Source organism: Pseudomonas sp. RP-B7 (assembly GCF_059803535.1).
In genome coordinates this window covers 131,220-155,903 of the sequence record NZ_JAPFHC010000007.1, presented here as the reverse complement: position 1 = coordinate 155,903, position 24,684 = coordinate 131,220, and the positions used below count along the sequence as shown (strand labels likewise).

At 61.1% G+C, this 24,684-nt stretch carries 27 protein-coding genes; 15 read left to right on the top strand and 12 right to left on the bottom strand.

What is annotated here, in order from left to right; genetic code table 11:
• Positions 1-73: 73 nt before the first annotated feature.
• Positions 74-1,111, bottom strand: coding sequence for a patatin-like phospholipase family protein (locus OPU96_RS09530; RefSeq protein WP_305392299.1), 1,038 nt, complete (start codon positions 1,109-1,111; stop codon positions 74-76).
• A 197-nt stretch (positions 1,112-1,308) separates the two neighbouring features.
• Here OPU96_RS09530 and OPU96_RS09525 point away from each other — a divergent pair, with 197 nt between their 5' ends.
• The 3 genes from OPU96_RS09525 to OPU96_RS09515 all read left to right on the top strand — a co-directional run bounded on the left by OPU96_RS09525 (position 1,309) and on the right by OPU96_RS09515 (position 3,278).
• Positions 1,309-1,587: a hypothetical protein gene (locus OPU96_RS09525; protein ID WP_017734442.1), complete on the top strand. Its 279-nt coding sequence runs from the start codon at positions 1,309-1,311 to the stop codon at positions 1,585-1,587.
• Between the two features lie 42 nt (positions 1,588-1,629).
• Positions 1,630-2,391, top strand: a complete 762-nt coding sequence (locus tag OPU96_RS09520; RefSeq protein WP_463984351.1) for a CHAD domain-containing protein — start codon at positions 1,630-1,632, stop codon at positions 2,389-2,391.
• A gap of 89 nt (positions 2,392-2,480) precedes the next feature.
• A complete protein-coding gene (locus OPU96_RS09515; protein WP_192298719.1) occupies positions 2,481-3,278 on the top strand; it encodes an acyl-CoA thioesterase in 798 nt (265 codons plus the stop codon).
• Between the two features lie 3 nt (positions 3,279-3,281).
• Here the strand turns inward: OPU96_RS09515 and OPU96_RS09510 are convergent, their stop codons facing one another.
• From OPU96_RS09510 to OPU96_RS09500, 3 genes are all read right to left on the bottom strand, one after another.
• On the bottom strand, positions 3,282-3,644 hold the full coding sequence (locus tag OPU96_RS09510; RefSeq protein WP_192298720.1) for an Mpo1-like protein: 363 nt from the start codon (positions 3,642-3,644) through the stop codon (positions 3,282-3,284).
• Between the two features lie 108 nt (positions 3,645-3,752).
• On the bottom strand, positions 3,753-5,234 hold the full coding sequence (locus tag OPU96_RS09505) for a methyl-accepting chemotaxis protein (protein WP_226455386.1): 1,482 nt from the start codon (positions 5,232-5,234) through the stop codon (positions 3,753-3,755).
• A 96-nt stretch (positions 5,235-5,330) separates the two neighbouring features.
• Entirely contained in the window at positions 5,331-6,137 is an 807-nt protein-coding gene (locus OPU96_RS09500; protein ID WP_498559003.1) for a TatD family hydrolase, read from the bottom strand.
• A gap of 236 nt (positions 6,138-6,373) precedes the next feature.
• On the opposite strand from OPU96_RS09500, the gene OPU96_RS09495 reads away from it, so the two are divergent.
• The 3 genes from OPU96_RS09495 to OPU96_RS09485 all read left to right on the top strand — a co-directional run bounded on the left by OPU96_RS09495 (position 6,374) and on the right by OPU96_RS09485 (position 8,924).
• Positions 6,374-7,795, top strand: a complete 1,422-nt coding sequence (locus OPU96_RS09495; protein WP_305392304.1) for an MltF family protein — start codon at positions 6,374-6,376, stop codon at positions 7,793-7,795.
• A 103-nt stretch (positions 7,796-7,898) separates the two neighbouring features.
• On the top strand, positions 7,899-8,333 hold the full coding sequence (locus OPU96_RS09490; RefSeq protein WP_192298724.1) for a DoxX family protein: 435 nt from the start codon (positions 7,899-7,901) through the stop codon (positions 8,331-8,333).
• Between the two features lie 282 nt (positions 8,334-8,615).
• Positions 8,616-8,924, top strand: a complete 309-nt coding sequence (locus tag OPU96_RS09485) for a class I SAM-dependent methyltransferase (protein ID WP_226455389.1) — start codon at positions 8,616-8,618, stop codon at positions 8,922-8,924.
• Here the strand turns inward: OPU96_RS09485 and OPU96_RS09480 are convergent.
• The 3 genes from OPU96_RS09480 to OPU96_RS09470 are packed head-to-tail and all read right to left on the bottom strand — an operon-like array spanning position 8,921 to position 12,291.
• Complete coding sequence (locus OPU96_RS09480) at positions 8,921-10,630, bottom strand: Gldg family protein (protein WP_498559002.1); 1,710 nt, start codon at positions 10,628-10,630, stop codon at positions 8,921-8,923. The two genes, OPU96_RS09485 and OPU96_RS09480, sit on opposite strands and share 4 nt — an antisense overlap.
• Positions 10,631-10,642: 12 nt before the next feature.
• On the bottom strand, positions 10,643-11,368 hold the full coding sequence (locus OPU96_RS09475; RefSeq protein WP_226455391.1) for an ABC-2 transporter permease: 726 nt from the start codon (positions 11,366-11,368) through the stop codon (positions 10,643-10,645).
• Positions 11,365-12,291: an ABC transporter ATP-binding protein gene (locus OPU96_RS09470; RefSeq protein WP_192298728.1), complete on the bottom strand. Its 927-nt coding sequence runs from the start codon at positions 12,289-12,291 to the stop codon at positions 11,365-11,367. Before OPU96_RS09470 ends, OPU96_RS09475 begins: the two co-directional genes overlap by 4 nt.
• Positions 12,292-12,546: 255 nt before the next feature.
• Between OPU96_RS09470 and OPU96_RS09465 the strand changes: the two genes are divergently transcribed.
• On the top strand, positions 12,547-13,533 hold the full coding sequence (locus OPU96_RS09465) for a hypothetical protein (protein WP_226455444.1): 987 nt from the start codon (positions 12,547-12,549) through the stop codon (positions 13,531-13,533).
• Positions 13,534-13,646: 113 nt separating this feature from the next.
• Entirely contained in the window at positions 13,647-14,120 is a 474-nt protein-coding gene (gene greB / locus OPU96_RS09460) for a transcription elongation factor GreB (RefSeq protein WP_192298729.1), read from the top strand.
• Between the two features lie 45 nt (positions 14,121-14,165).
• Here the strand turns inward: greB and OPU96_RS09455 are convergent, their stop codons facing one another.
• Positions 14,166-16,676 (bottom strand): ABC transporter permease, encoded by a 2,511-nt coding sequence (locus OPU96_RS09455; RefSeq protein WP_226455392.1) that lies wholly within the window; start codon positions 16,674-16,676, stop codon positions 14,166-14,168.
• Positions 16,676-17,359 (bottom strand): ABC transporter ATP-binding protein, encoded by a 684-nt coding sequence (locus OPU96_RS09450; protein WP_192298731.1) that lies wholly within the window; start codon positions 17,357-17,359, stop codon positions 16,676-16,678. The genes OPU96_RS09455 and OPU96_RS09450 overlap by 1 nt, the downstream gene beginning before the upstream one ends.
• A gap of 10 nt (positions 17,360-17,369) precedes the next feature.
• Between OPU96_RS09450 and OPU96_RS09445 the strand changes: the two genes are divergently transcribed.
• The 3 genes from OPU96_RS09445 (at position 17,370) to OPU96_RS09435 (ending at position 19,378) form a co-directional block, all read left to right on the top strand.
• Entirely contained in the window at positions 17,370-17,975 is a 606-nt protein-coding gene (locus tag OPU96_RS09445) for an arylesterase (protein WP_192298732.1), read from the top strand.
• A 58-nt stretch (positions 17,976-18,033) separates the two neighbouring features.
• Positions 18,034-18,324 (top strand): hypothetical protein, encoded by a 291-nt coding sequence (locus OPU96_RS09440; protein ID WP_192298733.1) that lies wholly within the window; start codon positions 18,034-18,036, stop codon positions 18,322-18,324.
• An 85-nt stretch (positions 18,325-18,409) separates the two neighbouring features.
• The gene (locus OPU96_RS09435; protein ID WP_192298734.1) at positions 18,410-19,378 is read left to right on the top strand and encodes a L,D-transpeptidase family protein; all 969 of its coding nucleotides are present in this window, start codon (positions 18,410-18,412) and stop codon (positions 19,376-19,378) included.
• A 135-nt stretch (positions 19,379-19,513) separates the two neighbouring features.
• Here the strand turns inward: OPU96_RS09435 and oprI are convergent, their stop codons facing one another.
• Positions 19,514-19,765, bottom strand: a complete 252-nt coding sequence (oprI, locus tag OPU96_RS09430) for an outer membrane lipoprotei OprI (protein ID WP_003172710.1) — start codon at positions 19,763-19,765, stop codon at positions 19,514-19,516.
• A 612-nt stretch (positions 19,766-20,377) separates the two neighbouring features.
• On the opposite strand from oprI, the gene OPU96_RS09425 reads away from it, so the two are divergent.
• The gene (locus tag OPU96_RS09425; protein WP_003233387.1) at positions 20,378-20,659 is read left to right on the top strand and encodes a GNAT family N-acetyltransferase; all 282 of its coding nucleotides are present in this window, start codon (positions 20,378-20,380) and stop codon (positions 20,657-20,659) included.
• A gap of 65 nt (positions 20,660-20,724) precedes the next feature.
• Here the strand turns inward: OPU96_RS09425 and OPU96_RS09420 are convergent, their stop codons facing one another.
• Both OPU96_RS09420 and OPU96_RS09415 read right to left on the bottom strand, forming a co-directional pair.
• Positions 20,725-21,801, bottom strand: a complete 1,077-nt coding sequence (locus OPU96_RS09420; protein ID WP_192298735.1) for a 3-deoxy-7-phosphoheptulonate synthase — start codon at positions 21,799-21,801, stop codon at positions 20,725-20,727.
• 131 nt (positions 21,802-21,932) lie between these two features.
• Positions 21,933-22,367, bottom strand: a complete 435-nt coding sequence (locus tag OPU96_RS09415; protein WP_192298736.1) for a PilZ domain-containing protein — start codon at positions 22,365-22,367, stop codon at positions 21,933-21,935.
• Between OPU96_RS09415 and OPU96_RS09410 the strand changes: the two genes are divergently transcribed.
• Genes OPU96_RS09410 through OPU96_RS09400 form a run of 3 tightly spaced genes read left to right on the top strand, consistent with a single transcriptional unit; the run spans position 22,366 to position 24,635 of the window.
• The gene (locus OPU96_RS09410; RefSeq protein WP_498559001.1) at positions 22,366-22,752 is read left to right on the top strand and encodes a YbbN family protein; all 387 of its coding nucleotides are present in this window, start codon (positions 22,366-22,368) and stop codon (positions 22,750-22,752) included. The two genes, OPU96_RS09415 and OPU96_RS09410, sit on opposite strands and share 2 nt — an antisense overlap.
• Positions 22,749-23,702 carry a putative 2-dehydropantoate 2-reductase gene (locus OPU96_RS09405; protein WP_498559000.1) on the top strand — a complete coding sequence of 318 codons (954 nt, stop codon included), beginning with the start codon at positions 22,749-22,751 and terminating at the stop codon, positions 23,700-23,702. Before OPU96_RS09410 ends, OPU96_RS09405 begins: the two co-directional genes overlap by 4 nt.
• A 15-nt stretch (positions 23,703-23,717) precedes the next feature.
• A complete protein-coding gene (locus OPU96_RS09400; protein ID WP_192298739.1) occupies positions 23,718-24,635 on the top strand; it encodes a 5'-nucleotidase in 918 nt (305 codons plus the stop codon).
• The last annotated feature ends 49 nt before the right edge of the window (positions 24,636-24,684 follow it).

Genomic DNA, 24,684 nt, shown 5'->3' with positions numbered 1-24,684 from the left:
TTTTGAAAGCGTTCACCATTGGAGTGTGGGAGCTGGCTTGCCTGCGATGGCGCCATCAGCAACACCAGAAACCTCAGCCCTGCTCGCTCTCATACCGATCCAACGTATCCCGCGCAATCTCCCGCCCCAACGCGATCAACTCCGGCGCCTTGTAAAACTCGAAAAACCGGCACACCCGCTTCGGCACGTTGATCAACACATCCGGCGGATACCCGGCGATCTTGTATTGCGCCAACGAGGTCTGCATCACCTCGAAACTCTGGTTGATCAAGTCCAGCAACGACGCCGGGCCGACGTTGTCGATGATGAACGAACCGGTCGCCGACTTCGGTGCCCCGGCGGTTTCCGGGGCGGCGGCGGGTTGTTGGGCTTCGGGTTCCGCCGAGTCCAGCCAGGGGTTGATGTCTGCGGCTTCGGCCTGCAATGCCTCTTGCTCCAGCTTCATCAACTGTTCGGCCTGTTTGCGGCGGAAGGGCAGGTGCGAACCGAGGGATTTCGCCAGGCTGTTGAAACGGCTCTTGAACGCGGGTGGGCGCTGGATCACCGGCAATTGGTAGTGCTTCTGGTTGGTGGCGTTGAGGTTGACCGCAATGATCAAGTCGCAATGGCTCGACACCACCGGCACGATCGGCAGCGGGTTGAGCAGGCCGCCGTCCACCAGCATGCGGTTGCCCTGCATCACGGGTGTAAACAGGCTGGGGATCGCCGCCGAGGCGCGCATGGCCTGGTGCAGACAACCTTCCTGGAACCAGATTTCCTGTTGGTTGGTGAGGTCGGTGGCGACGGCGGTGTAGGGGATGCGCAACTCTTCGATGTTCAACTCGCCGACGATCTTGCGGATCTGGCCGAAGACCTTCTCGCCTCGGATCGCCCCCAGGCGAAAACTCACGTCCACCAGGCGCAACACGTCGAGGTAATCGAGGCTTTCGATCCAACTGCGGTAGTCATCCAGTTTGCCGGCGGCGTAGATGCCGCCCACTACGGCGCCCATGGAGCAACCAGCGACACAGGCAATGTCGTAGCCGCGCCGTTCGATCTCCTCGATCACTCCGATATGGGCGTAGCCCCGGGCCCCGCCGGAGCCCAGCACCAAGGCAACACGTTTCTTCATGGTCCATGTCCTACAGAAGGCAGGTGCCCACAATGCACCTATTGAGGGGGCGGCTTCAATCTTCGCTGCGGGAGTGATAAGGCTCGGGTATGCTCTGGCGATAGGTAGGATCGATTTCAGGCTAGGGACAAGGCACTTTTCCAAGTAGGCAACGTCTACAACGTACGACTGTTTTTCTTTATTTTGAGGTGTCATCGATGAAAGCCTGGATGTGTGTGCCTGTGATCGTGTTGGCCCTGGCCGGTTGTGCCGGGAAAACCGCGTACCGCGACAGCTGCGGCACGCAATTGGATGCCGCCTGGCATGAGCTGGACCTGGCCAAGGCCGAAGGTTTCGCCGGTACGGTCAGTTACTCCAAGGCTCTGTCGCTGTTGACCGGCGCCAAGACTCAGCAACAGTTCGAAGCGTTTGAAGGCTGCGCCAACAAGGCCGAAAAAGCGCGTTTCTATATTCGTGAGTCGCGCGCCGGGCGTTGATCCGGGCGCTAATAGGATTTTTCATCGGGGAGTGAGGGCAGGATGTCAGCGTTGGTCGATCAGTTAGTCGCTCAGGTCATTGGCCTGGAAGTTGGGTTGCTGAGCTGCCAGGCTCGTCTTGCCGCCGTCACCGACGATGAAGCCCTGCATGATCTGCGCACCACCGTGCGCCGCCTGCGCAGCCTGTTGCGCCCCTTGCGCGGGCTGCCGGGGGTGGAACAGCTGGAGGCGGCCGCCAGCGCGGTCGGCCAGTTGACCACGCCGTTGCGTGACCGCGAGGTGCTGGCGGCGTATTTGCACCAGCACGGTCATCACCTGGCCGCCGATCGACGCCTGCGCTTGCAACCCGAGGCGTATCGGCAGGTGGCACAAGGCCCGGAGCTGGCGCACTTGCTGCTGATCCTCGATGCCTTTCCGCGCTTCATCCGCGCCTCTGAACATCAAAAACTGCTCAAGGGCCTGCGAACGCGTATCGAGAAGCGCCTGGCCAAGCAATGGCAGGCACTTGGCGCCGCGTTGAAAGACCCCGAGCACGATCGCCATCGCCTGCGCTTGTTGATCAAGCGTGTGCGTTACGCCGCCGAAGCGTATCCGGAATTGGACAAACTCCCCGCCAAAGCCCTGCCTCGCCTCAAGGGAGCCCAAGCCGCCCTGGGCGATTGGCACGACTGCTGGCAGTGGCTGGCCCAGGCCCAGCAGCAGGCGGATTTGCAGCCTTGCGTGGCGGTGTGGCAACGCACCATGGCCAAGGCGCAAGGGCAGGCGGATCGCGTGCTGGATAAGCTCAGCGCGGATTGTTTCTGAACCGTCCGGCTTTTGGCCGGAATAGGCGCTGTGCCTGGCGGGCCCGCTGGTTAAGATCGCCCATCTGTTTCTTTTGATGTGAGGTCGCCATGCGTTTCAGTGATTTGCTCGACGCCGCCCGTAGCCACCCGCAGGACGTCACCATCCCCGCCGAATGGGCGCAAGGCCGTGCCACGTTTGGTGGCCTGGTCGCCGCCTTGCAGTACGAAGCGTTGCGTGCCCAGGTGCCGGCGGATCGGCCGTTGCGCTCGCTGGCGGTCACCTTCGTCGGGCCGGTAGCGCCGGATGTGCCGGCCAGCTATCAAGTCGAAGTGTTGCGCGAAGGCAAGGCCGTCAGCCAGTTGCTCGGCCGCGTGGTGCAGAACGGTGAAGTGGCGACCCTGGTACAGGCCAGTTTCGGTGGCTCCCGCGCGTCGGAAATCACGGTGGAGAGCGAAGCGCCGCCGGTGTTCAAGCACTGGGATGAGTGCCAGGAACTGCCTTACATCAAGGGCGTCACGCCGGAGTTCATGCGCCATTTGGCGATGCGTTGGAGCGTCGGCGGTCTGCCGTTTACCGGTAACAAATCCCGCGACATGGGCGGCTGGGTCCGACTGCGTGGGGATGTAAAAGAGGAACCGCTGACCGAAGCGCACATCCTCGCCCTGGTCGACGCCTGGCCCCCGGCGTTGTTGCCGCACCTGAAAAAGCCGGCGCCGGGCAGCACACTGACCTGGACCATCGAGTTCATCCAGCCGTTGCAGGATTTGACCACCCTCGACTGGTGCCAGTACTACGTCAGCATCGAACACGCCCGTGACGGCTATGGCCATGCCGCCGCCGCGCTGTGGAGCCCGAGCGGTGCGCTGATCGCCATCAGCCGCCAGACCGTGGTGGTGTTCGCCTGATCCTCAGTGCCGATGGCGCTGCCGCCAGGCGCGCCACCAGCCACCGCTGAAGACAAAACGCGGGAAGGTCACGAATTGCTCGACCACCAACCGCTGCACGGCGTCTTTGCGATCACTGAAGGGTTCACTGGCCTGGGCTTCCAGGCTATGCCCGTGACGCTGCAAGGCCAGGCCGGCGAGGATACCGACCACGCCAATGGCAAAACTCGCCAGGCTCAGGCTGAACACGCCGGACACAATCAGCAGAAACCCGATGATGAATAGCGGCACGGCAATCAGGTGCAACGCCAGGTTGGTCGGGTGCTGATGGTTCTGTGGGTAATTGCGCCATTGCCAGGCGGGGAGATTGGGATGACGTTTGCCCATGCTGAAAAATCCTCTGTCCGTTGAAACAACTTGAACAGAGTTTAGGCAGGGACGGGCGCAGCGGCGAATCAAGGCTGGCTATAGGGGCTATAGCCAACCTTGGATGGCTTACAGCTTCAATTGCCCGATGGCTTTGCTCAATTCACCGGCCAGAGTCGCCAGTTGGTTGCTGGTGGTTGCCGAATCCACGGTTTGTTTCACGGTGTTTTCGGTGACGTCACGAATGCTCACCACCGCGCGGTTCATTTCCTCGGCGACATGGCTTTGCTGCTCTGCGGCGACGGCGATCTGAGTGTTGCTTTCACGCATCTGCGCCACGGCGCTGGTGATTTCGGCCAGTGCCGCGCCCGCTTCAAGGGCTTGTTGCACGCAGTCGTCGGCCTTGAAGGAGCTTTCCTGCATGAAGTCCACCGCATCGCGGGTGCCGGCTTGCAGCGCGGAGACCATGCGGGTGATTTCGTCGGTGGAGCTTTGTACACGTTTGGCCAGGTTGCGCACTTCGTCGGCGACCACCGCAAAACCACGGCCCATTTCCCCGGCGCGGGCGGCTTCGATCGCGGCGTTGAGGGCGAGCAGGTTGGTCTGTTCGGCGATGCTGTGGATCACGCTGACGACGCCGTTGATTTTCTGGCTGTCTTCGGCGAGTTTCTGGATCATTTCGGCGGTCTGTTGCACGCCGGTGGACAGCCCGGCAATCGAGCGTTGCACGCGGCTCACCACTTCATGGCCGCTGCCGGCGAGGGTGTCGGCGGTCTGGGACAAATCCCGCGTGGCGCCGGCGTGCTGGGCGATGTGGTAGACGGTGGCGGTCATCTCGTTGATGGCGGTGGCGGCCTGGTCGGTTTCGCTTTGCTGGCCGAGCATGCCGTGCTGCACGTCGTTCATGCTGCTGGCCAGGCGCGCGGCGCCGTCGTCCAGTTGCTGGGCAGTACGCGCCACGGTGTTGACCACCCGTTGGTAACCGGCCTGCATGGCGTTGAAGGCGCTGGCCATCTGGCCGACTTCATCCTTGCACGCCAACGGCACGCGGGCCGACAGGTCGCCGGTTTTCTCCACGTGCAGCATCACGTCCTTGAGGGTGTTGAGCTGGCTGAGCAAGAAACGGATCAGCAGCTGCGAAGCGCCGAGCATCGCCAGCATCAGGATCGCGACGGCCACGGCGTAGTTGGTGAAACGGTCTTCGAAGACCTGGCTCAGGCTGGGCGCGTAGGCCAGCACGGCGACGTATTGACCGTCGGCGCGCGCGACCACATCGGCGCCCAACAGCGGGTTAACGCCCAGCCAGGGCATGTGATTGAGTTCGATCCAGCCGGTGGCGCTGGCCAGGGCTGATAGATCCTGCTCCGCCAGTTGTGGGACTTGGCCTCGGGCAAATGTCAGCAGGTGCTCGCCCTTGGGCAGCGGTTTGTCAGCCGGCCACGCGCTGAGCAAGCGCGCCTGCGCCTGCGCGGAGGCCTGGGACGCGTCGCTGCGTGCCTGTTGTTCGAGCTGTACGGCGTACAGCACCAGCAACAAGGTGGTGATGAAGGCGACCGCGTTGACGGCCCAGAATTTGTACTTCAGCGAGATGTTGCTAAGCCAGGCACCCATGGAAGGTTTTCTCTGATAGCGGAAACAGCATTGGCAAGGTGCCATTATTGTGCCGCTATTCAACAATACCCTTTTGACATGGGTCAATGGGCCGCATCACTCCACCGCAGGCAACCGAAAAAACGCGCGGGCACAGGCGGTGCTGTGCTGGGCCAGGTCGTCCGGCGTCTCGTGGCGGTGCAGGGCGACTTCGCGCAGTACTTCGGGCAGGTAGGCCGGTTCGTTGCGGCCGTTTTTCGGCTTGGGGCGCAGGGTGCGCGGCAGCAGGTACGGCGCATCGCTTTCCAGCATCAGGCGGCCTCGGGGAATTTCCCTGACCAGCGGGTGCAGATGCGTCCCACGGCGCTCGTCGCAAATCCACCCGGTGATGCCGATGTGCAGGTCGAGGTCCAGGTAGCTGAACAACGCCTGCTGTTCGCCGGTGAAGCAATGCACCACGGCGGCAGTGAGGTGGTCGCGGTAGTCCTTGAGGATCTCCAGCAGGCGCTGATTGGCGTCACGCTCATGGAGGAACACCGGCAGCTTCAGCTCGACGGCCAGGGCCAGGTGTTCTTCGAGGACTCTTTCCTGCTGCGGGCGCGGTGAGAAATCGCGGTTGAAATCCAGCCCGCATTCGCCCACCGCGCGCACCCGGCTCTCGCCGAGCAAACTGCGCAAACGTTGGGCGCTGTCGCCGTTCCAGTCGCTGGCGCTGTGGGGGTGGATGCCGGCGGTACAGAACAGGCGTTGACCGCTGTCATCAAGCTTTGCGCAGAGTTCCAGGGCCTGTTCGCTGCCCTCGACACTGGTGCCGGTGAGGACCAATTGTTGCACGCCAGCGGCGTACGCACGCTCGAGTACGCCCTGGTGCTTCTCGTCGAAACTGGGGTTAGTCAGGTTGACGCCGATATCAATGAGTTGCATGGTGCTATCTCCGCCTGCGGCCGGAAAGCATATCAGAGCTGTAGATTTATAAGAAAATCGAAGAACTACAACGAGTTATCGCTGTCTTTGAACGTCGCAAGTGACATCGCGGTTGGCCTCACGCTTCGCCCTGTGTCACCGTTGCGCGCTTTTTCAGCGCTTCAAGTGCTCTGTTTCTGACTCCCACCGCCTCGTTTTTCGCGAGGACGTTGGCCAGTACTCTTACCGGAGAGCGGATGATCCGACCCTCGGCGTTGCTAGTGTTGTGCCTGACGTTACTGCTGCCCATGGCGGCGGTCGCGCGCCTGGACGGGCCGCTGGAAGTGACCAAGCCCGGCAAGGTCCGTGACCTGGCCGAGATTCGCTCCAGCCGCACCTTGCGGGTGTTGGTCAACCAGAGCCGCAACAGTTCCGGTGAAATCCAGGGCCAGGCCATCGGTGTCGAATACCATCGCCTGCGCGCCTTCGAGCAATACCTGAATGGCCACGCCCGTGATGGCCAGGAAATCAACCTCAAGATCATCCCCAAGGCCAAGGACCAACTGCTCGGCGCGTTGGCCCGTGGCGAAGGTGATCTGGTCGCCCCCGGCGAGCTGCTCGACGTCAATGCCGCGCACAAGATCAGCACCAGTGACCCGATTGCCAGCGGTGTGCCGTTGTGGCTGGTGGGTGTGAAGGGCGAGCGGCGGTTCACCAAGTTGGAGCAGTTGTCCGGGCGCACCCTGGCCTTGACCACCGGCAGCGCGGCGGCGGATGCGATCAGCCAGGTCAACCAGAAACTGGCCCTGCACAAACAGCCGCCGATCAAGGTGGAATGGGTGGACCCGACCCTGGCTGTGGAAGACGTGCTGGAGATGGTACAGGCGGGTATTTTCCACCTGACCATTGTGGAAAAGCCGATTGCCGAACGCTGGGCGAAGATCCTGCCCAAGTTGCGCTTCGACAAGCAGGTGGCCATCAGCGAGCCGGGCGACGAATACTGGTTCGTGCGCCAGGACGCGTCGATGCTGCGGGCCAGCATTGATCGATTTCTCAAGACCTATCACACCCCATCCGACCAGGACGTGGCGTTCCAGCGCATCTATCGACGCCTCTATCAAGTGCGCAACCCGCTGGCGCGGGTCGAGCGCCAGCGCCTGGAAAAACTGCGCCCGGTCTTGCAGAAGCACGCCCGCGAGCAGGGCATGGACTGGCTGAACCTTGCCGCGCTGGCCTTCAAGGAGTCCGCCCTCGACCCCGGCGCGCGCAATAGCGGTGGGCCCACTGGGCTGATGCAGATCACCCCGTCGGCGGCCCAGCGGGTGGGCGTCAACAATATCGAGAGCCTCGATAGCAACGTGCAGGCGGGCGCCCGCTACCTGGCGATGATCCGCCGCAAGTTCTTCGCCAGCCCCAAGCTGAACGAGCGTGAGCGCATGGCGTTTGTATTGGCGGCTTACAACATGGGCCCGGAGCGGGTGCAGGGGATGCGCACCGAGGCCAAGCGGCGGGGGCTGAACCCCAACCAGTGGTTCTTCCAAGTTGAGAGGATTGCCATGGAGCAGGTGGGGATGGGGGGTGTCAGCTATGTTAATAGCGTCAACAAGTATTACTTGGCGTTCGATCGGGAGCGCGAATCCCTGGAGCCGCCTGCGCCGAAAGTCGCCTCACGGAAGTGATCGATTTAATCGATATTAATAAGGCATTTTTTCGGCTTTTATCATTCCATAAACTGATTAATATGGCGGCCAACCAACCCCTACTTCAAAAAGGATTCTTACCATGAGCCCACTGATCAAAAACCTCCTGAGCACCCGCGCCGGCTACGGCCTGACCATCCTGCGCATCGTTGTCGGCATTATCTTCGCCGCTCACGGTTCGCAAAAACTCTTCGGCTGGTTCGGCGGCTATGGCTTGGCGGGTACGGCGCAGTGGATGGAAAGCATCGGCCTGGCACCGGGTACCCTGATGGCACTGTTGTCTGGCGGGACTGAATTCTTTGCCGGCCTGGCGCTGATCATCGGTTTGCTGGTGCGTCCAGCGGCGCTGGGGCTGACCATTCTGTCGGTGGTTGCGATCTTCTCGGTGCACATCCACAACGGTTTGTTTATGGCCAACAACGGTTATGAGTTTGCACTGGCCTTGCTGGGTGGCTCCCTGGCCGTGCTGTTTGAAGGTGCCGGCAAGCTGTCCGCCGACCGCGCCATCGCCAACTGACAGACCTGCAACCCCCTGAACAGGCCCGCCGCGTGCGGGCCTTTTCGTTGCGCGCAATTCTTGACATGGCCCTGTCGGCTTCTCTAGGATGCCCGCTCATGCGCCGATTTAAACAGCTAATTGCGGGGCGCCATGGGTGGTTGTTTATGCTCGGTCCAGCGTACACAGTCCCGATAGAAGTGCTGTTTCCGACTCAGGAGCAGGCTTCGAAATACCGCTAAAGCGCTGGTTCGGTGTTGCCTCTCACCTGCCCGCAGACTTTTGAGGCAGAGACACGACACGATGAATGCACTGCACCCCCTCATACGCCTGGCCCCGATCACTGCGGACCTGACCCAGCGCAATCCGAAAATCCTGCTGGGCGGCAAGCACCAGCCGACGTTGCTGCGTTATCTCGATGGCTGGCCACGCCGCACCGGCCGACCTTCGGCGTTCCTGATCCAGTTTGTCGAAGACGGCGATTCCCTCGCGCGGTTTGCCAACAACAGCTTTGACCTGGCCGTCATCCAGGCCCCCAGCGCCGCTGACGCGCAAGAAGTCATCCGCCAGCTCACGCGCATTGCCCGGCAGGGGCTGATCGCTCGTCGTTAAACCTGCAAGGGCAGTGGCCGCCGGCGATGCTGCCAGCGAAACAGCGCCCAGGCGCTCAGGCATAGCAGCAGCGGCAACGGCACAATCACCAACAGCTTCACGCCCAGTATCCAACGCTGCAGTGGCTTGTATGCGTCCACCTTCAACGTTTGCAGTTCCATCGCCAAGCGCAGGCGCTCCTTGTTGAGCGCTTGTAGTTGGGTGCTGGTATCGACCGCTTCGGTTCCGAGGGTTGTGATGGGCGGGTTCAAGCGTTGCCATTCCTGTTCCGCCTGGGCCAGGCGTCGCTCTAACTCGTCGGCCTGGTCCTGATAGGCACGCGCAGCGGTGTTCTGCAGGTTTTCGACGACGTGCAAGCCGTAGTTCGCCATGGCGCGAGGGCGAATGTTGGCGAGCGCCTCAGGCGCAGCAAGATTGTCCAAAGTGTTCAGCACAAACAGGTGATTGCTCAATTGCGGTGTGCGGGTCGGGCTCAGCGTGAGCATGTCCGTGTCGGCGACCACCACCACATGGATCTGCGCGGCCTTCTGCAACCCGGGTGGCTGCTCGCCGACGCCGTCAGGAAACGCCGAATACGCAGGCCCCTCGAGGCGCGCTGCGATGACATGGCGCTCACGGTGCGGCAGCGGTTCGCCGGGACGCCGGTTTACCGCAAGGTTGTTGGCGTCCAGCAGTGCCGACTGTTCGGAGCTTTGCAGCAACGGAGTGAAACGGGTTCGGCTTTTGTGCAGCGCGAAGAGCGCGCCGCTGCTTGCAAGGGTCACTGAATCCAGGCGCCAACTGCTGACGTCGTTCCTGGTCATGGCCTGTCTTGGCAGGGTCAACCGGGTCGGATCACTGCCTGGAGGCTCATGTGCGGCATAGCGGCTGTCGATCAGCACCAGGTCGGCGGGCATGCGCACGCCCCAGCTCGCCAGCAGCCCGTCCAGCTTGGTGCTGGCGGGCGGGGCGTCGGTATCCAGGGCGCTAAGCGGATCAATGAACATCATCAGCTTGCCGCCGCCCAGCACGAATTGGTCAATGGCGTACAAGGTTTGCTCGGGCAGCCTGCGCGGGTGCACGAGCATCAGGGTCTTGAAGTGGCTGGGGATACGGTCGAGCTCGGCAGGCAGGTCGACGAGGTTCACATGTCGATGCAGTTCGCGCAGCAGCGCCGCGGCCGGGGTCTTGATCGGCTGTCCTGACAGCAGGCCGATAGTGGCGGGCTGCGGTTGCGACAATTGGCTGATCAAGTGACTGATTTCATATTCCAGCAGCGCCGCCCGGTCGGGATTGAAGGATTCGATCCGTCGCGCGGCCTGGCCATTGCGAGTGCCGATGAGGCCGAAGAATCCTTCGCTATCGTCGAGGCCGTATAACCCGGCTCTGTAGGCATCGTCCGAAAGGTCGCCAGGGTCGATGATGTGCAGGTTGATCATGCCGTTTGCGGCGGTTTCGAACGCTTTGAGCATCTTTTCAACATAAACGGCGTAGCGCTTGCTGGCAGCGCTCTTTTTCGGGTGATGGCGTGCGTTGAAGTAGTAAAGGTCCACCGGGCTTTCCTGGGCGGCCAGCAGATGCAGCACGGCAGGCGAAAGAGTGTTGGTTTTCAAGGCTGAGGGGTCCCAGCGCAGGTCAGGCAGCTTGACTGCCCATACCAGGTTGAAGGCCAGGAACAGTAAGGCTATGACGATAAGTGTCATGCTGGCACGCAGTGCAGATCCCATCGATAGCCCCCCTCAGCTTTTTTTGTAGTTGAGAACAATGGTTGTTGCAGCAAGCAAGGCAATTGTCAGGCTGATGAAATAAAGCATGTCGTGCAGCGCCAATGCGCCATGATCAATCATCCCAAAACGTATGAGTGGACTCAGGGCGGTGAGGCTTTCGACTATCCAAATGGGCGCTTGATGTTCCAGCGCATCAAGCACTGATGACAGTCCGCTGATCGTTAATAACAGGCTCAGTGTCAGCACAGATGTCAGTAGTCGTTGGTGACTGAGGGCACACATGAAGCAGCCGATGGACAGATAACTTGCCGCCAATAAACCGCTGACCAGATATTGCGCGGCGATTACGCTGTTATCCACTGTGCCCAGCATGTTGACCATCACAACGAGGGGAAACGTCAGCGCCAATGTCAGGGCGACGACAGTCCAGGCTGCGAGAAACTTCCCGATAACCAGCTCTGCCGAGCTGACAGGCAATAGTTTAAGTAGTTCGCTGAGACCGGTCTGTTGTTCGTCCGTCCATAACTGGATCGACAGCGCCGGGATGAGTAGCAGATACAACCAGGGGTGCCACTCAAAGAAGTTTTGCAAATCGCTGCTGTTTTGTTCCAGTAGCCCGAGGGTGTCCAATCCGAGTGTCGTGGACAGTGCCAGGAACATTGCGATGCTCAGGTAGGTGGCCGGTGCGCGCAGGTAGCGGGTCAGCTGGAGTTTGAAAACAGGCAGCAGCAGGTTCAAAGCGAGGCCTCTTGGCTCAGTTGGTGGACCACATCGTTCAGGCGGCCGGTCTCCAGCGTCAGCGAGGTTATGGGCCATTGCCGTGTGGCGATCAGTGTGCTGACGGCGGGGTAGATGGAGTGGCCGGGCATGGCGAGCACCGTGACGGTGCGAGGGGCATGGCGGTGTTCCTCGATACCGGCAACACCGGGCAGAACCGCCAGCGCCAGCAGGTCCAGGGGCGCGTCCGACGCCAGGGTGATGGCCCTGAAGTGGCGGGAACTGCGCTGAAGCTCGGGCATTGGCATGTCCGCCAGCAGGCGCCCTTTTCCGAGGACCAGTGCGCGCGTGCAGATGTTGGACAGCGCTTCGCCATCGCGTGCGGCGACGATCACGGTCATGTCCTCGGCCAATGATTGGATCAGCGCCCGAACCTTGTCCTGCTGATGGGGGGCGAGGCCCTCGATGGGTTCATCCAGCAACAGCACGCTGGGGTCATGCAGGATGGCCTGGGCCATTGCAACTTTGCGTTGCAGGTCGTTGGGCAGCGTGTTGAGCGGGTAGTCGAGTACCGCCGACAGCTCCAGGCGGGCCGCAGCCTGCTCGATGTGCCAACGTTTTTCGGACCCGCGCAATTTGCGCAGGGTCGCCAGGAGATTCAGGAAGCGGCTGACAGACATAGTTGGGTGGCAGGGATTTGATTGAGGTTGGTAGCCCACTGCCTGGCCTATTTGAAGCGGATGGGTGTGCGTATTGAAATCGAGAATGTTCACCTGCCCGGCACAGGGTTTGACCAAACCGGCCACCAGCTTCAGGAGTGTGGTTTTGCCCGCACCTTCGAGCCCGAATAGCCCAATACATTCCTGGCGTTGGGCAGAGAATGAGAGTGGCTGGATCACACTTTTCGGGCCGAGTTTTTTTGTCAGATTACTTATCGCAATCATTAGGCTGTCCTGCTGGATCGGTTTGTCGATGGAGGGGTAGCAACAAGCACTTTGGCTGACGTATGTGCAGGCTCGGGTTAAAAAATATTACGTTCAATGAGGGGGCTTTGAAATCCGGTCTTGAATTTATAAGCCAAATCCTACGTTTGTATTTGAGATGTGCTGAAACAATTGTTGCGTGTGTGACGTTTCAGATGGCAGTTGTTTTTTTGGTGTGTAATTTATGTTTATTCGCCGTGATGAGGTCCGATGACCATGATGCTTCTACGTACTCTTGTTCTTGCACGATCCGGTGAGGATGCGCCGGTCAACGGTGCACTGCTTTGTAGTTTTGCTGTACCCCAGATAGGTTGTAATTTTCTGGTTTATAGCTTGGATGAAGAAGCGGAGCCTGGTAGTTCCAGGGTATATATTGCTGTTTTGCGTAAGAAACTTGAGCGGTATTACTTGGGCGCTGTTGATGCGCCGGAAGAGTTGCAGTTGGCAATGCAGGTCTTCAAGCAAATATTGACGTGGGCGGCCTCCGGGACGAATCCCGGTGACTTGACGGATACACAGATTCCTTATCACTTTGTGGATTTGAAAGGCTGCAAGTTACCTCCTGCAAGACCGGAGGATCATCACTCCCTGATCATCAAGAAAGCCCTGGTGATGAAAGTCATCACCCTTGGAATGTCCAGCCCCGCGCAACCGGCGATCGAAAGCGCGACGTTGATCGTGCCCTCCATTCGTTTCTCATCAAAAATGAGTTCTGGCCCCAGGGTCGTGAGTCCAGCCGAGCCGGCCCAGGGGGACGCACCTGAATGCCACAGCGAAGAGCCGCAACCGATGCCTGTGCAAACATCGCAGGCCAATGTGTCGACTGAGCCTGTTGCGCCGAGTGAGCCTGAGGTGCCGGTGCCGCCCCAACTGCCGGTGGCGGCGGACAATAATGTGTTGTTCGAGATGGATAGCACGTTGAATAACCTCGCCCGTGTCGCGCAGGAGTTGACCCAGCAAAAGCGCGCGGTAATCGAGCGTGAGGCCGCGCTTGAGCAATGGCAGAGCCGCTTGCAGCAGGAGCAACATCAACTGGAGGAAAAGACCCGGGAGGTCGAACAGCGCAGTGCGCAATTGCACGAGCAGTCGGTGGCTGTCAGCCAGCAGGCTGAAGCGATGAATGTGTTGATTGCCCAGGCATCGGGCATGCGGCAGAGTCTGCGGGGTATGCTGCTCGAGCTGGACCAGGTGCTGGATCGATAGTCTGGTCTGGCTACTTTCCAGGGTTCATTTATCATCGACGCCAGCCAGTCGACGCCGGGGCTTGATTCCCTGGCGCATCGGCACCTACGGATATTGCCTGGGGATGCAAGCGTTTGAGTACCAAGCTGATTACCAAAGAAGGTCATGAGGCGCTGAAAAAAGAGCTGGATTATCTGTGGCGGGAAAAACGTCCGGACACCACGCGCAAAGTGACCTGGGCCGCGTCGCTGGGGGATCGCAGCGAAAACGCCGATTACCAGTACAACAAGAAACTGCTGCGTGAGATCGACCGCCGCGTGCGCTACCTGCGCAAGCGCCTGGAAGACATGCGCGTCGTGGAGTACATGCCGGAGCAGGAAGGCAAGGTGTTTTTCGGTGCCTGGGTCGACATCGAAAACGAGCAGGGTGAAACCAAGCGCTTTCGTATCGTCGGTTATGATGAGATCTATGATCGCATGGACTACATCTCCATCGACTCACCCATGGCCAGGGCGTTGCTGCGCAAGGAAGTCGACGATGAGGCCTTGGTGCAGACCCCAAGCGGTGAAGTGTGCTGGTGGATCACCGGTATCGAATATGTGAAGTAGGCCAGAACGGCCCGCACCCTGGGCAGGGTGCGGGCCGTTGGCGTTTCAGCCCTCGCGCAGCACGGTCAGTGGGCTGGCGTTCAGCGCGCGACGCGTGCCGAATACGCCGGCAGCGCCGATCAGTACGGCACCGATCACCGGCAGCAGCAACAGCCACGGATGAGGGTGCCAGGCCAGGTCAAAGGCGTAGCGGTACAACACCAGCGTCACCAGTTCCGTGCCCAGCGCCGCCAGCAGCCCGCTGACCGCGCCCAGCAACCCGAACTCGATGCGCCGCGCCTTGACCAGCAACTTGCGTTCGGCACCCAGTGCGCGCAGCAGCGCGCCCTGGCGAATGCGCTCATCCAGGGTGGCCTGCAAACCGGAGAACAACACCGCCATCCCCGCCGCCAGCACAAACAACAGCACGTACTCCACCGCCAGCGTCACTTGGGCGAGGATGCTGCGCAGCTGTTCCAGCAGGGCTTCGACTTGCAGGATCGTCACCGCCGGAAATGCACGGGACAGGTCGACAATCTGCTGGTCGTGCCCAGGTGCCAGGTAGAAGCTGGTCAGGTAAGTCGCCGGCAGGTTCTTCAAGGTACCCGGCTGGAAGATCATGAAGAAGTTGGGTTGGAAGTTGTCCCAGTTGATGGTCCGCAGGCTGGTGACCCGCGCCTCGCGGTTTTCGCCGCCGACGGTGAACACCAGGTGGTCATTGAGCTTGAGCTTGAGGCTCTCGGCCACTTTGGCTTCCACCGACACGCCTGGAATCTCATCGGTCGGCTGTTGCGACCACCAGGCACCGGCCGTCAGGACGTTACCCGGCGGCAGGTCGGCGGCCCAGGTCAGGCTCAGGTCCCGCTGCACAGCTCGGTCGCCGCTGGAGTCCTTGCTGACAATCGCCTGCACCGCCTCGCCGTTGATGCTGATCAAGCGCCCCGGTACCACCGGATACAGCGGCGCCGATTGGGCTTGCAGGGCGAGCAGGCGGGCACTGAAGGCTTCGGTGTCGGCTGGCAGGATATTCAATGCGAAGTAGTTGGGCGCGTCCTCTGGCAGCTGGTTTTGCCAGGTGTCGAGCAACTCGCCACGCAGCAGTGCGATCAACCCCATGGACAGCAGGATCAAGCCAAACGCAAGGGACTGGCCGGCGGCTGCCAGCGGGTGACGCAGCAATTGGCCCAGGCCCAGGCGCCAGGGCAGCGATGCGCGGGCCAGCAGCTTACGCAGACTTTGCAACAACAGCAGGAGCAAGCTGCCAAGGATCAACGCGGCAAGCACACCGCCACCAAGCAAGGCGAAGGTGAGCACCAAGTCAAGGCTCAGGCGCCACATGATCAGGCCCAGGGCGAACAGGGCCGCGCCGTAGACCATCCAGGTGCTGGATGGAATCGGCAGCAGGTCGCGGCGCAGCACTCGCAACGGCGGCACACGGCCCAGGGCCGCCAGTGGCGGCAAGGCGAAACCGGCGAGGGCGACCAGCCCGGTGCCGATTCCGGCAACGGCCGGCAGCAGCCCGCCGGGTGGCACGTCCGCCGGCAGCAGGTCATGCAGGAAGTAGAACAGGCCAAATTGCGCGAGCCAGCCGAGCACGGCACCCGCCAGGCTGGCCAGCACGCCGAGCACGCTCAGTTGCAGGCTGAACAGCAGCATCGCTTCACGCCGCGACAAACCAAGACAGCGCAGCAGCGCGCTGGCATCGAAGCGCCGGCTGGCAAAGCGGTTGGCCGACAGCGCCACGGCCACGCCCGCCAGCAATACTGCCACCAGGCTGGCCATGTTCAAGTAGCGTTCGGCCTTGCCCAGGGCGCCGCCGATCTGCTGGTTGCCGTCCCGTGAATCCTGCAAGCGCTGGTTGGCGGCGAGTCCCGGCTTGATCAAGTCCCGATAGGTTTGCAGGGCGGTGCTGTCGGGCGGTGCCCGCCACAGCTCGCGGTAGCTGACCCGGCTGCCGGGCTGGACCACGCCGGTGGCCTCCAGGTCAGCCAGGTTGATCATCACCCGCGGCGTCAGGCTGTAGAAGTTGCCAGCGCGGTCCGGCTCATAGGTCAGGATGCGGGCCAGACGCAGGGTCTTCATGCCAACATCGATGCTGTCGCCGACCTTGAGGTTCAGCGCCGTCAGCAGCCGCGCTTCCACCCAGGCCTCGCCGGGTTTCGGGCCGCCACCGGGGGTTTCAGCGGCGAACGGTTCGGCCGCGCTTTTCAGTTCGCCGCGCAGCGGGTACTGCTCGTTGACCGCCTTGATGCTGGACAGCTGGATGCCGTTGTCGGTCGCAATAACGCTGGAAAACTCGACGATACGTGCATGGTCCAGGCCCAGTTCGGTTCCGGTGCGGATTTGCTCGGGGCGCGCCGGTGAGCTGCCTTCGAGCACCAGGTCGGCGCCGAGGAACTCAGTGGCGCGCAACAGCATGGCGCCGTTGAGGCGTGCGCCGAAGTAACCGATGGCGGTGCTGGCGGCCACGGCCACCACCAGGGCGAAGAACAACACGCGCAATTCGCCAGCGCGGGCATCGCGCAGTAATTGGCGCATGGCCAGGCTGAACAGGCGCAACAGCGGCAAACGTGCCATCAAGGCTCCAGGGGCGCGACCATCAGGCCGGCTTCAAGGCGGATCAGGCGCCGGCAGCGGTGGGCCAGGCGCTCGTCGTGGGTGACCAGCACCAGGGTGGTGCCGCTTTCTTTATTGAGTTCGAACAGCAGGTCGCTGATGCGCTCGCCGGTGTGGCTGTCGAGGTTGCCGGTGGGTTCATCGGCAAACAGTACGTCCGGTTCGGCGGCGAACGCGCGGGCAATCGCCACGCGTTGTTGTTCGCCGCCGGAGAGCTGGCGTGGCGAGTGGGTCAGGCGCTGGCCCAGGCCGACACGCTCGAGCAGGTGGCGGGCACGTTCGCGGGCGTCTTTGCGGCCATCCAGTTCCAGCGGCAGCATCACGTTTTCCAGGGCATTGAGGCTGTCGAGCAGTTGGAATGACTGGAAGACAAACCCCACGTGTTCGGCGCGGATGCGCGCGCGCTGGTCTTCATCGAGGGTGCTCAAGGCTTGGCCGGCGAGGGTGACTTCGCCGCTGCTGGGCAGGTCGAGGCCGGCCAGCAGGCCGAGGAGGGTGGATTTGCCGGAACCGGAGCTGCCGACGATAGCCAGGCTATCGCCCTTGTTCAGTTCCAGGCTCAGTTCGTGCAGGATAGTCAGTTCACCTTCCGCGCTGGGAACCACTTTGCTGAGGTTCTGCGCGGTGAGAATGCTTGCGCCCATGGAGAATCCGATGCGAATGTGGTTTTTGAGTGCTGGCCTGGCCTTGATGTGCATGGCCCAGAACGCAGCGGCGGGTACAGTCCTGATCGTTGGCGATAGTATCAGTGCCGGTTTCGGCCTGGATACCAGCAAAGGGTGGGTCGCTTTGCTGGAGCAACGGCTCAAGAGCGAAGGTTTCGACGATAAAGTGGTCAACGCTTCCATCAGCGGCGACACCAGTGCCGGAGGCCTCGCGCGGCTGCCGGCGGCGCTTGCAGAGCATAAGCCGGACGTGGTGGTGATCGAGTTGGGCGGCAATGACGGCCTGCGCGGTCAGCCGCCGGCGCAATTGCAACAAAATCTTGCTTCGATGATTGACCACTCCAAGGCGATTGGCGCCAAGGTGCTGTTGCTGGGCATGCAACTGCCGCCCAATTACGGCCCGCGCTACACCAACGCGTTTGCCGAAGTCTACGGCAGCCTCGCCAAGGAAAAAGCCGTGCCGCTGGTGCCGTTTTTCCTTGAAGGCATCGGCGGTCACCCGGAGTTGATGCAGGCCGACGGCCTGCACCCGGCGGTCGGCGCCCAGGCCAAGTTGCTGGAAAATGTCTGGCCGACGCTAAAACCGCTGTTATGACGCTTTTCTACCGGCAGGCTTTCGGCTAAGGTGGCGCCCCCCCGATCTGGAGCCCCCGATGTCACGCCCTGCCTGGTCCCTGTTCAACTACCAACTGATCGAGCCTGACGAGCAGCTGGATCTGTTCGCCTGCCAGGAAGTCCGGGTACATCTGGTGGCACGGCAATTGGAGCTGGGCGGCACGATCGACCGCACGCTGTGCGGCACCTTGCTGCCGGCTCAGCCCCGTTGGTCATCGGTGGACCGTGCGATTTTCCAGGACCAACGGCTGTGCCCGTTGTGTCGGGCGATCCTCGAATCCCAGAAGCGCGGTACACCGCTGATCTGGCCGGAGCTGCGCTTCGAGTAGAAGCGGGGCGGATTGATGCTCCCTGCGTGCTTCACGTATACAATCAGTTTTTTCCCTACCCGTCGTTCTGCGAAGGATTTTCCGGATGTTGTCGCGCCTTTCCGTCGTCACTTGCTGCCTGTCTCTTGCTGCCCTTTGCGCGGCCGGTCCTGCATTAGCCCTGCAATTGCCGTTGCCGCCACCGGGTGAAGACATCGTGGGCCAGGTCCAGGTGATCAAGGCCAAGTACGAAGACACCTTTGCCGACCTGGGCACCACCTACGACCTGGGGTATTCGGAGATGGTCGCGGCCAACCCGGGCGTGGATGCCTGGCTGCCGGGCGCGGGCACCGAGATCGTGCTGCCGACGCGTTTCATCCTGCCGCCGGGGCCACGGGAAGGCATCGTGATCAACCTGGCCGAGTACCGCCTCTACTACTATCCGAAGGGGCAGAACGTCGTCTATACCTTCCCGCTGGGGATTGGCCGTGAGGGTTGGGGCTCGCCGATTGCCCATACCAGCATCATTGCCAAGACGCCGAACCCGACCTGGACACCACCCGCGTCGATCAAGGCCGAGCACGCCGCCAATGGTGATCCGCTGCCCAATGTGGTCCCGGCCGGGCCGAACAACCCGCTGGGGCCCTTCAAGTTCACCCTGGGCACGCCGGGTTACCTGATCCACGGCTCCAACATGAAATTTGGTATCGGTACGCGTACCAGTCACGGCTGTTTCCGCATGTTCAATAACAACGTGCTGGAAATGGCCGGCATGGTGCCAGTGGGCACGTCGGTGCGCATCATCAACGACGCCTACAAGTTCGGCAGCGCTGGCGGCAAGGTCTATCTTGAGGCGCATACACCATTGAATGACGACGGTACGCCGTCGGTGGTCGACAAGCACACGGCGGTGATCAACGCCTTGCTCAAGCGCGAAGACATGGCCAATAACCTGCGGGTCAACTGGGATCAGGTCCGTGATGTGGTCGCCGCGGAAGATGGTTTGCCGACTGAGATCGGCGTGCCCGGTGGCGCATCCGTCGCTGCAAGCGCACCGATCGATCTGCAACAGTAAACTGGCTGGATCCACAGCCCGCCACGGCCTTGCGCTGCGGCGGGCTTTTTATTGCCTGGGATTCAGGGCTGAAATCCGGGCAATAAAAAAGCCGACCCATAAATGGATCGGCTTGATAACAACCCCGAAGGATTATTACTTGCGGCTAGCTTTTTCAAGCATGCGCAGTGCGCGCTCGTTAGCTTCGTCAGCAGTCTGTTGTGCTTTTTGAGCAGCAGCCAGAGCTTCATCAGCTTTACGGTAGGCTTCGTCTGCACGAGCCTGGGAGCGAGCTGCTGCGTCTTCAGTTGCAGTCAGACGAGCTTCGGTTTCTTTGGAGACGCTGCTGCAACCGGTAGCCAGAACTGCGGCCAGAGCCAGAGCAGAGAATTTCAGAACGTTGTTCATCGTGTTCCCCTTCAAGGACTTTCTATTAAATGGCTACTTTCTCCGAGTGAGCTAATAGCCGGCGTACATACTACCCATTACTTGTAGTAAGTAAACTGACGTAGCGCAAGAAGCAAAAAAAATTCTCGCGCCGAATCTATTTTGGCTAGTCTTTTGGAGGTTTGTATAAAAACTGTTCAATTTTTTTCAAGCGAATGACCATGTGAGCCCGGCTGAGAGGTCCGGCCCGCATGCGTTGGTTCGGCTAAGCCGGTATAGACTTATATATCGATGTTGATTCTTTTGTTCAGCTGGCCGTAACCCGGCCTGGCATCTTTTGCGCATGTAGAGGTGACTTTAAGAGCGCCTGTTCGTCTCAAGCTTCAACTGCCGGCAATGTTCAGGCGTTCGATCACCGGTTGATCGATGCCCTTTCTATAACCGCCAGCCGTTGGGGATGACGAGAGCGCCTTGAGCAATGACAGGATTGGTGCCTACTATCTCACTGCGTGCTGGTTGTGAGCGCCAGAGGTTTCTCGTTGTCGAAACCGGCACGGGGTGGCGTAGATGTTCCTTCGCCGGAAAAACATCGGTAAGGTAGGGGTCAGAATCCAAGACCCGCGAGGAGTAGTGATGAGCGAGGCGTTGTCCATCCACCATGACCAGGCAGGTCATCAGTTCGAGACCAATGTGGACGGTCATCGTGCCTACCTGACCTACATGGACCTCGGTAAGCAGACCCTGGACATTTATCGGACCTTCGTGCCCAACGCACTGCGCGGCCGTGGGATTGCCGCGGCGCTGACCGAGGAAGCCCTGAAGTTTGCCGAAGAGTCCGGCTATACAGTGATACCGTCCTGCTCCTATGTCGAACGCTACATGGAGCGCCATCAGCGCCATGCCGCGAAGCTGTAAGGCATAAAACACCAGCATGAAAAACGCCGGGCTTAGCCCGGCGTTTTTGTGTGCGCAATCCAGGTTCAGTTGCGTTTGCGGGTCGGCAAGACGTCCTTGAGCTTGGCATGCATGCTGCGCAGGGTGTTTTCGGTGGCCGCCCAGTCGATGCAGGCATCGGTGATCGACACACCGTACTGCAAGTCGGCAAGGTCTTTTGGAATCGCCTGGCAACCCCAGTTCAGGTGGCTCTCGACCATCAGGCCGATGATCGACTGGTTGCCTTCGAGGATCTGGTTGGCGACGTTTTCCATCACCAGCGGCTGCAGGGCCGGGTCCTTGTTGGAGTTGGCGTGGCTGCAGTCGACCATGATGTTCGGTTTGATCTTGGCCTTGTTCAGTGCCTGCTCGCACAGCGCAACGCTGACCGAATCATAGTTGGGCTTGCCGTTGCCGCCGCGCAACACCACGTGACCATAGGCGTTGCCCTTGGTGGTGACGATGGACACGCCACCTTCCTGGTTGATCCCCAGGAAACGGTGCGGGCTGGAAACCGATTGCAGCGCGTTGATCGCCACGGTCAGGCCGCCGTCGGTGCCGTTCTTGAAACCCACGGCCGACGACAGGCCGGACGCCATTTCGCGGTGGGTCTGGGATTCAGTGGTACGTGCGCCGATGGCCGACCAACTGATCAAGTCCTGCAGGTACTGCGGGGAGATCGGGTCCAGTGCTTCGGTGGCGGTGGGCAGGCCCATTTCAGCCAGGTCGAGCAGCAACTGGCGACCGATGTGCAAGCCGTCCTGGATCTTGAACGAGTCGTCCAGATACGGGTCGTTGATCAAGCCTTTCCAGCCAACGGTGGTACGCGGTTTCTCGAAATAGACGCGCATCACCAGATACAGGGTGTCGGACACTTCCGCCGCCAGCACCTTGAGGCGTTCGGCGTACTCGTGGGCAGCCTTGAGGTCGTGGATCGAGCAAGGCCCGATGACGACGAAGAGGCGGTGGTCGGTGCCGTCGAGAATGTCACGGATGACTTCGCGGCCCTTGGTGACGGTCTGCAAGGCAGCGTCGCTCAGGGGGATTTCGCGCTTGAGCTGATCGGGCGTGATCAGGGTCTCGTTGGATTCAACGTTTAGGTCATTGATCGGTAAATCAGCCATCGTGTTACTCGTCAGGGTCACGGGTGCCGGCCGCCAGCCATCCCCGTGCGGCGGAGCACAGCATGATTTGAATGCAGGGGGGAGGAACCTTAGCGCGTAATACGGGCCCGCGACAATGGGCAAAGCCCGCTTTAATCCAGTGCTGGCGCCACAAAGGCCTCGTGGGAGAACTCGACGGCATGACGCGACACCCACTCGCGGGCCAGCGCCTCGAATTGCTGGGGTGTTGGTTCGGCATCTTCGTGCTGGCGGCAGTAGCGCTCTATCCGGCATGCTTGTTCACCCATTCGTGCACCGAACAGTGCATGTTCGTCGGTAAACGCGATGCCGATGCGGTAACCGTCTTCCACCTTGCGGCACCATGCCACATAGCCTGGATAACGGGCGCTGGGCCCCAGGGATGGGATATGCAGGTCAACCGCCGTACCTTGGCGCCAGGCACGCGGCCAATGGCAGGCGATGCCGCCCAGGCCGTGAGTGAGCAGGCGTTGACGAGGGATGGCGGGAGAGGGACGTTGGATTAACTCGACGGCGACATCATCAGGGTGAGGTAAAAAACGACCCATGTACACGGACTCCGAACACCGTCCAGTTGACGGCGGTGGCAGCAGTATAGTGAAGGAACTGGAATTGACCGACCTGGATATTGACCAGCAATTGCTGGGATTGCCAGGCCTTTCGCTCGTCATATTCACCAGTGCCGGTTGTTCCAGTTGCCGCTGGGCGCGCCTGCAGTTGCCGGACTGGCGATTGCCGGTGGACCGGGTGTGCTGGGTCGATGCCGGGCACAACGGTGGTGCGGTCGAACGCTACCAGATCTTTCATTTGCCCGCGTTGTTCCTGGTGTGCGAGGGTCAATTCCTTGGGCAACTGCAGACGCGCCTGACACCGTCTGACCTTGCCAGCGCCATTGACCACGCACTTACCCGCACTCCAGAGGATTTGCCATGACCGTACAATCCCCACGCATTGGCATCATCGGCACCGGCGCCATCGGTGGCTTCTACGGCGTGATGCTGGCGCGTGCCGGCTTCGATGTGCACTTCCTGTTGCGCAGCGAATACGCTGCCGTCAGCCAGCATGGCCTGCGTCTGAACAGCACAGTGCATGGTGCATTGCACCTGCACCCGGTCCAGGCCTATGCCAATGCCGCCGACATGCCGCTCTGCGATTGGCTGCTGGTGGGCACCAAATCCACCGGCAACGTTGACCTGGCGCCGACTATTGCCCAGGTCGCGGCGCCGGATGCCAAGGTGGTGCTGCTGCAAAACGGCCTGGACGTCGAAGACAGTCTGCGCGAGCACCTGCCGGCGTCGCTGCACCTGCTCGGCGGCTTGTGTTATATCGGCGTGCACCGCTCCGGGCCCGGGGTTGTCGAGCACCAGGCCCTGGGCCGGGTCAACCTGGGTTATCACAGCGGTACCGCCGCCAATGATGAGACACGCCAGAAAGCCATTGTCGAAGCCGGCGCCGCGTTGTTTCATAGGGCGGGCATCGAGTCCCAGGCCATGGCCAATGTGCATCAGGCCCGCTGGCATAAACTGGTGTGGAACGTGCCGTTCAATGGCCTCTCGGTGCTGTTGGGCACGGGCACCACGGCCATGATGGCGGATGAATCCAGCCGCGAGCTGATCCGCGCGCTGATGGCGGAAGTGGTGCAGGGCGCCCATGCCTGCGGCCATGAGATTGCCGCCAGCTATGCCGAGCAGATGTTCGCCATGACCGAAACCATGGACGACTATTTGCCCAGCATGTACCACGATCATGTGCACAAGCGCCCGCTGGAACTGGCGGCGATCTATGCCCGGCCACTGGCTGCCGCCAAGGCGGCCGGTTGTGAGTTGCCGCGAATGCAGGCGCTCTACCAGGCCTTGAGTTTTATCGATCGGCGCAACCGCTGAGCAGGGGAGAACAGCATGGCGAAGGGATTGGGCGACAAACTGGTGCTGGCGATCTCTTCGCGGGCACTGTTCGACCTGAGCGACAGCCATAAGGTCTATCTGGCCCAAGGGGTCGAGGCCTACCGCAAATATCAGATCGAACACGAGGACGAACCCCTCGAGCCCGGCGACGCCTTTGCATTGGTCAAGAAGCTGCTGAGCCTCAACGCCAGCCTCGGTCGTGCGCGGGTCGAAGTGGTGTTGGTTTCCCGCAATAGTGCCGACACTGGCCTTCGGGTGTTCAATTCGATCCAACACTATGGCCTGGATATTTCCCGCGCCGCTTTCGTCGGCGGGCGTAGTCCATATCCTTATTTGGCCGCCTTTGGTTGTCATCTGTTTCTTTCGACCCATGCTGAAGACGTGCGCAGTGCACTCGATGCCGGTTTTGCTGCGGCGACGATTTTGTCGGGCGGCGCACGACGGGCGTCGAGTGATGAACTGCGCATTGCCTTCGACGGTGATGCAGTGCTGTTTTCCGATGAGTCGGAGCGTGTATACCAGGCTGGCGGCCTGGAAGCGTTCCAGGCCAACGAGCGTGAGTCGGCGCGTCAGCCTTTGCACGGGGGGCCTTTCAAAGGCTTTTTGGCGGCGCTCAATTTGTTGCAGCGTGAGTTCCCGGACGAGTCCTGCCCGATCCGCACGGCGCTGGTCACCGCCCGTTCGGCACCGTCCCATGAGCGGGTGATTCGTACCTTGCGTGAGTGGGATATTCGTCTGGACGAGTCGTTGTTTCTTGGTGGGCTGGAGAAGTCCGCGTTCCTGGAGGCGTTTGCCGCCGATGTGTTTTTCGATGACCAGGCCGGTCATTGCGAGAAAGCCAGGGAGGTGGTGGCCACCGGGCATGTGCCCCATGGCATCAGTAATGAGGTGAGGGTTCAGTCCGGGAGCTAAGCCAGTCGAAGTCGTTGATGCGCTGCTAAGCTCATTCAATCCCCGCCAT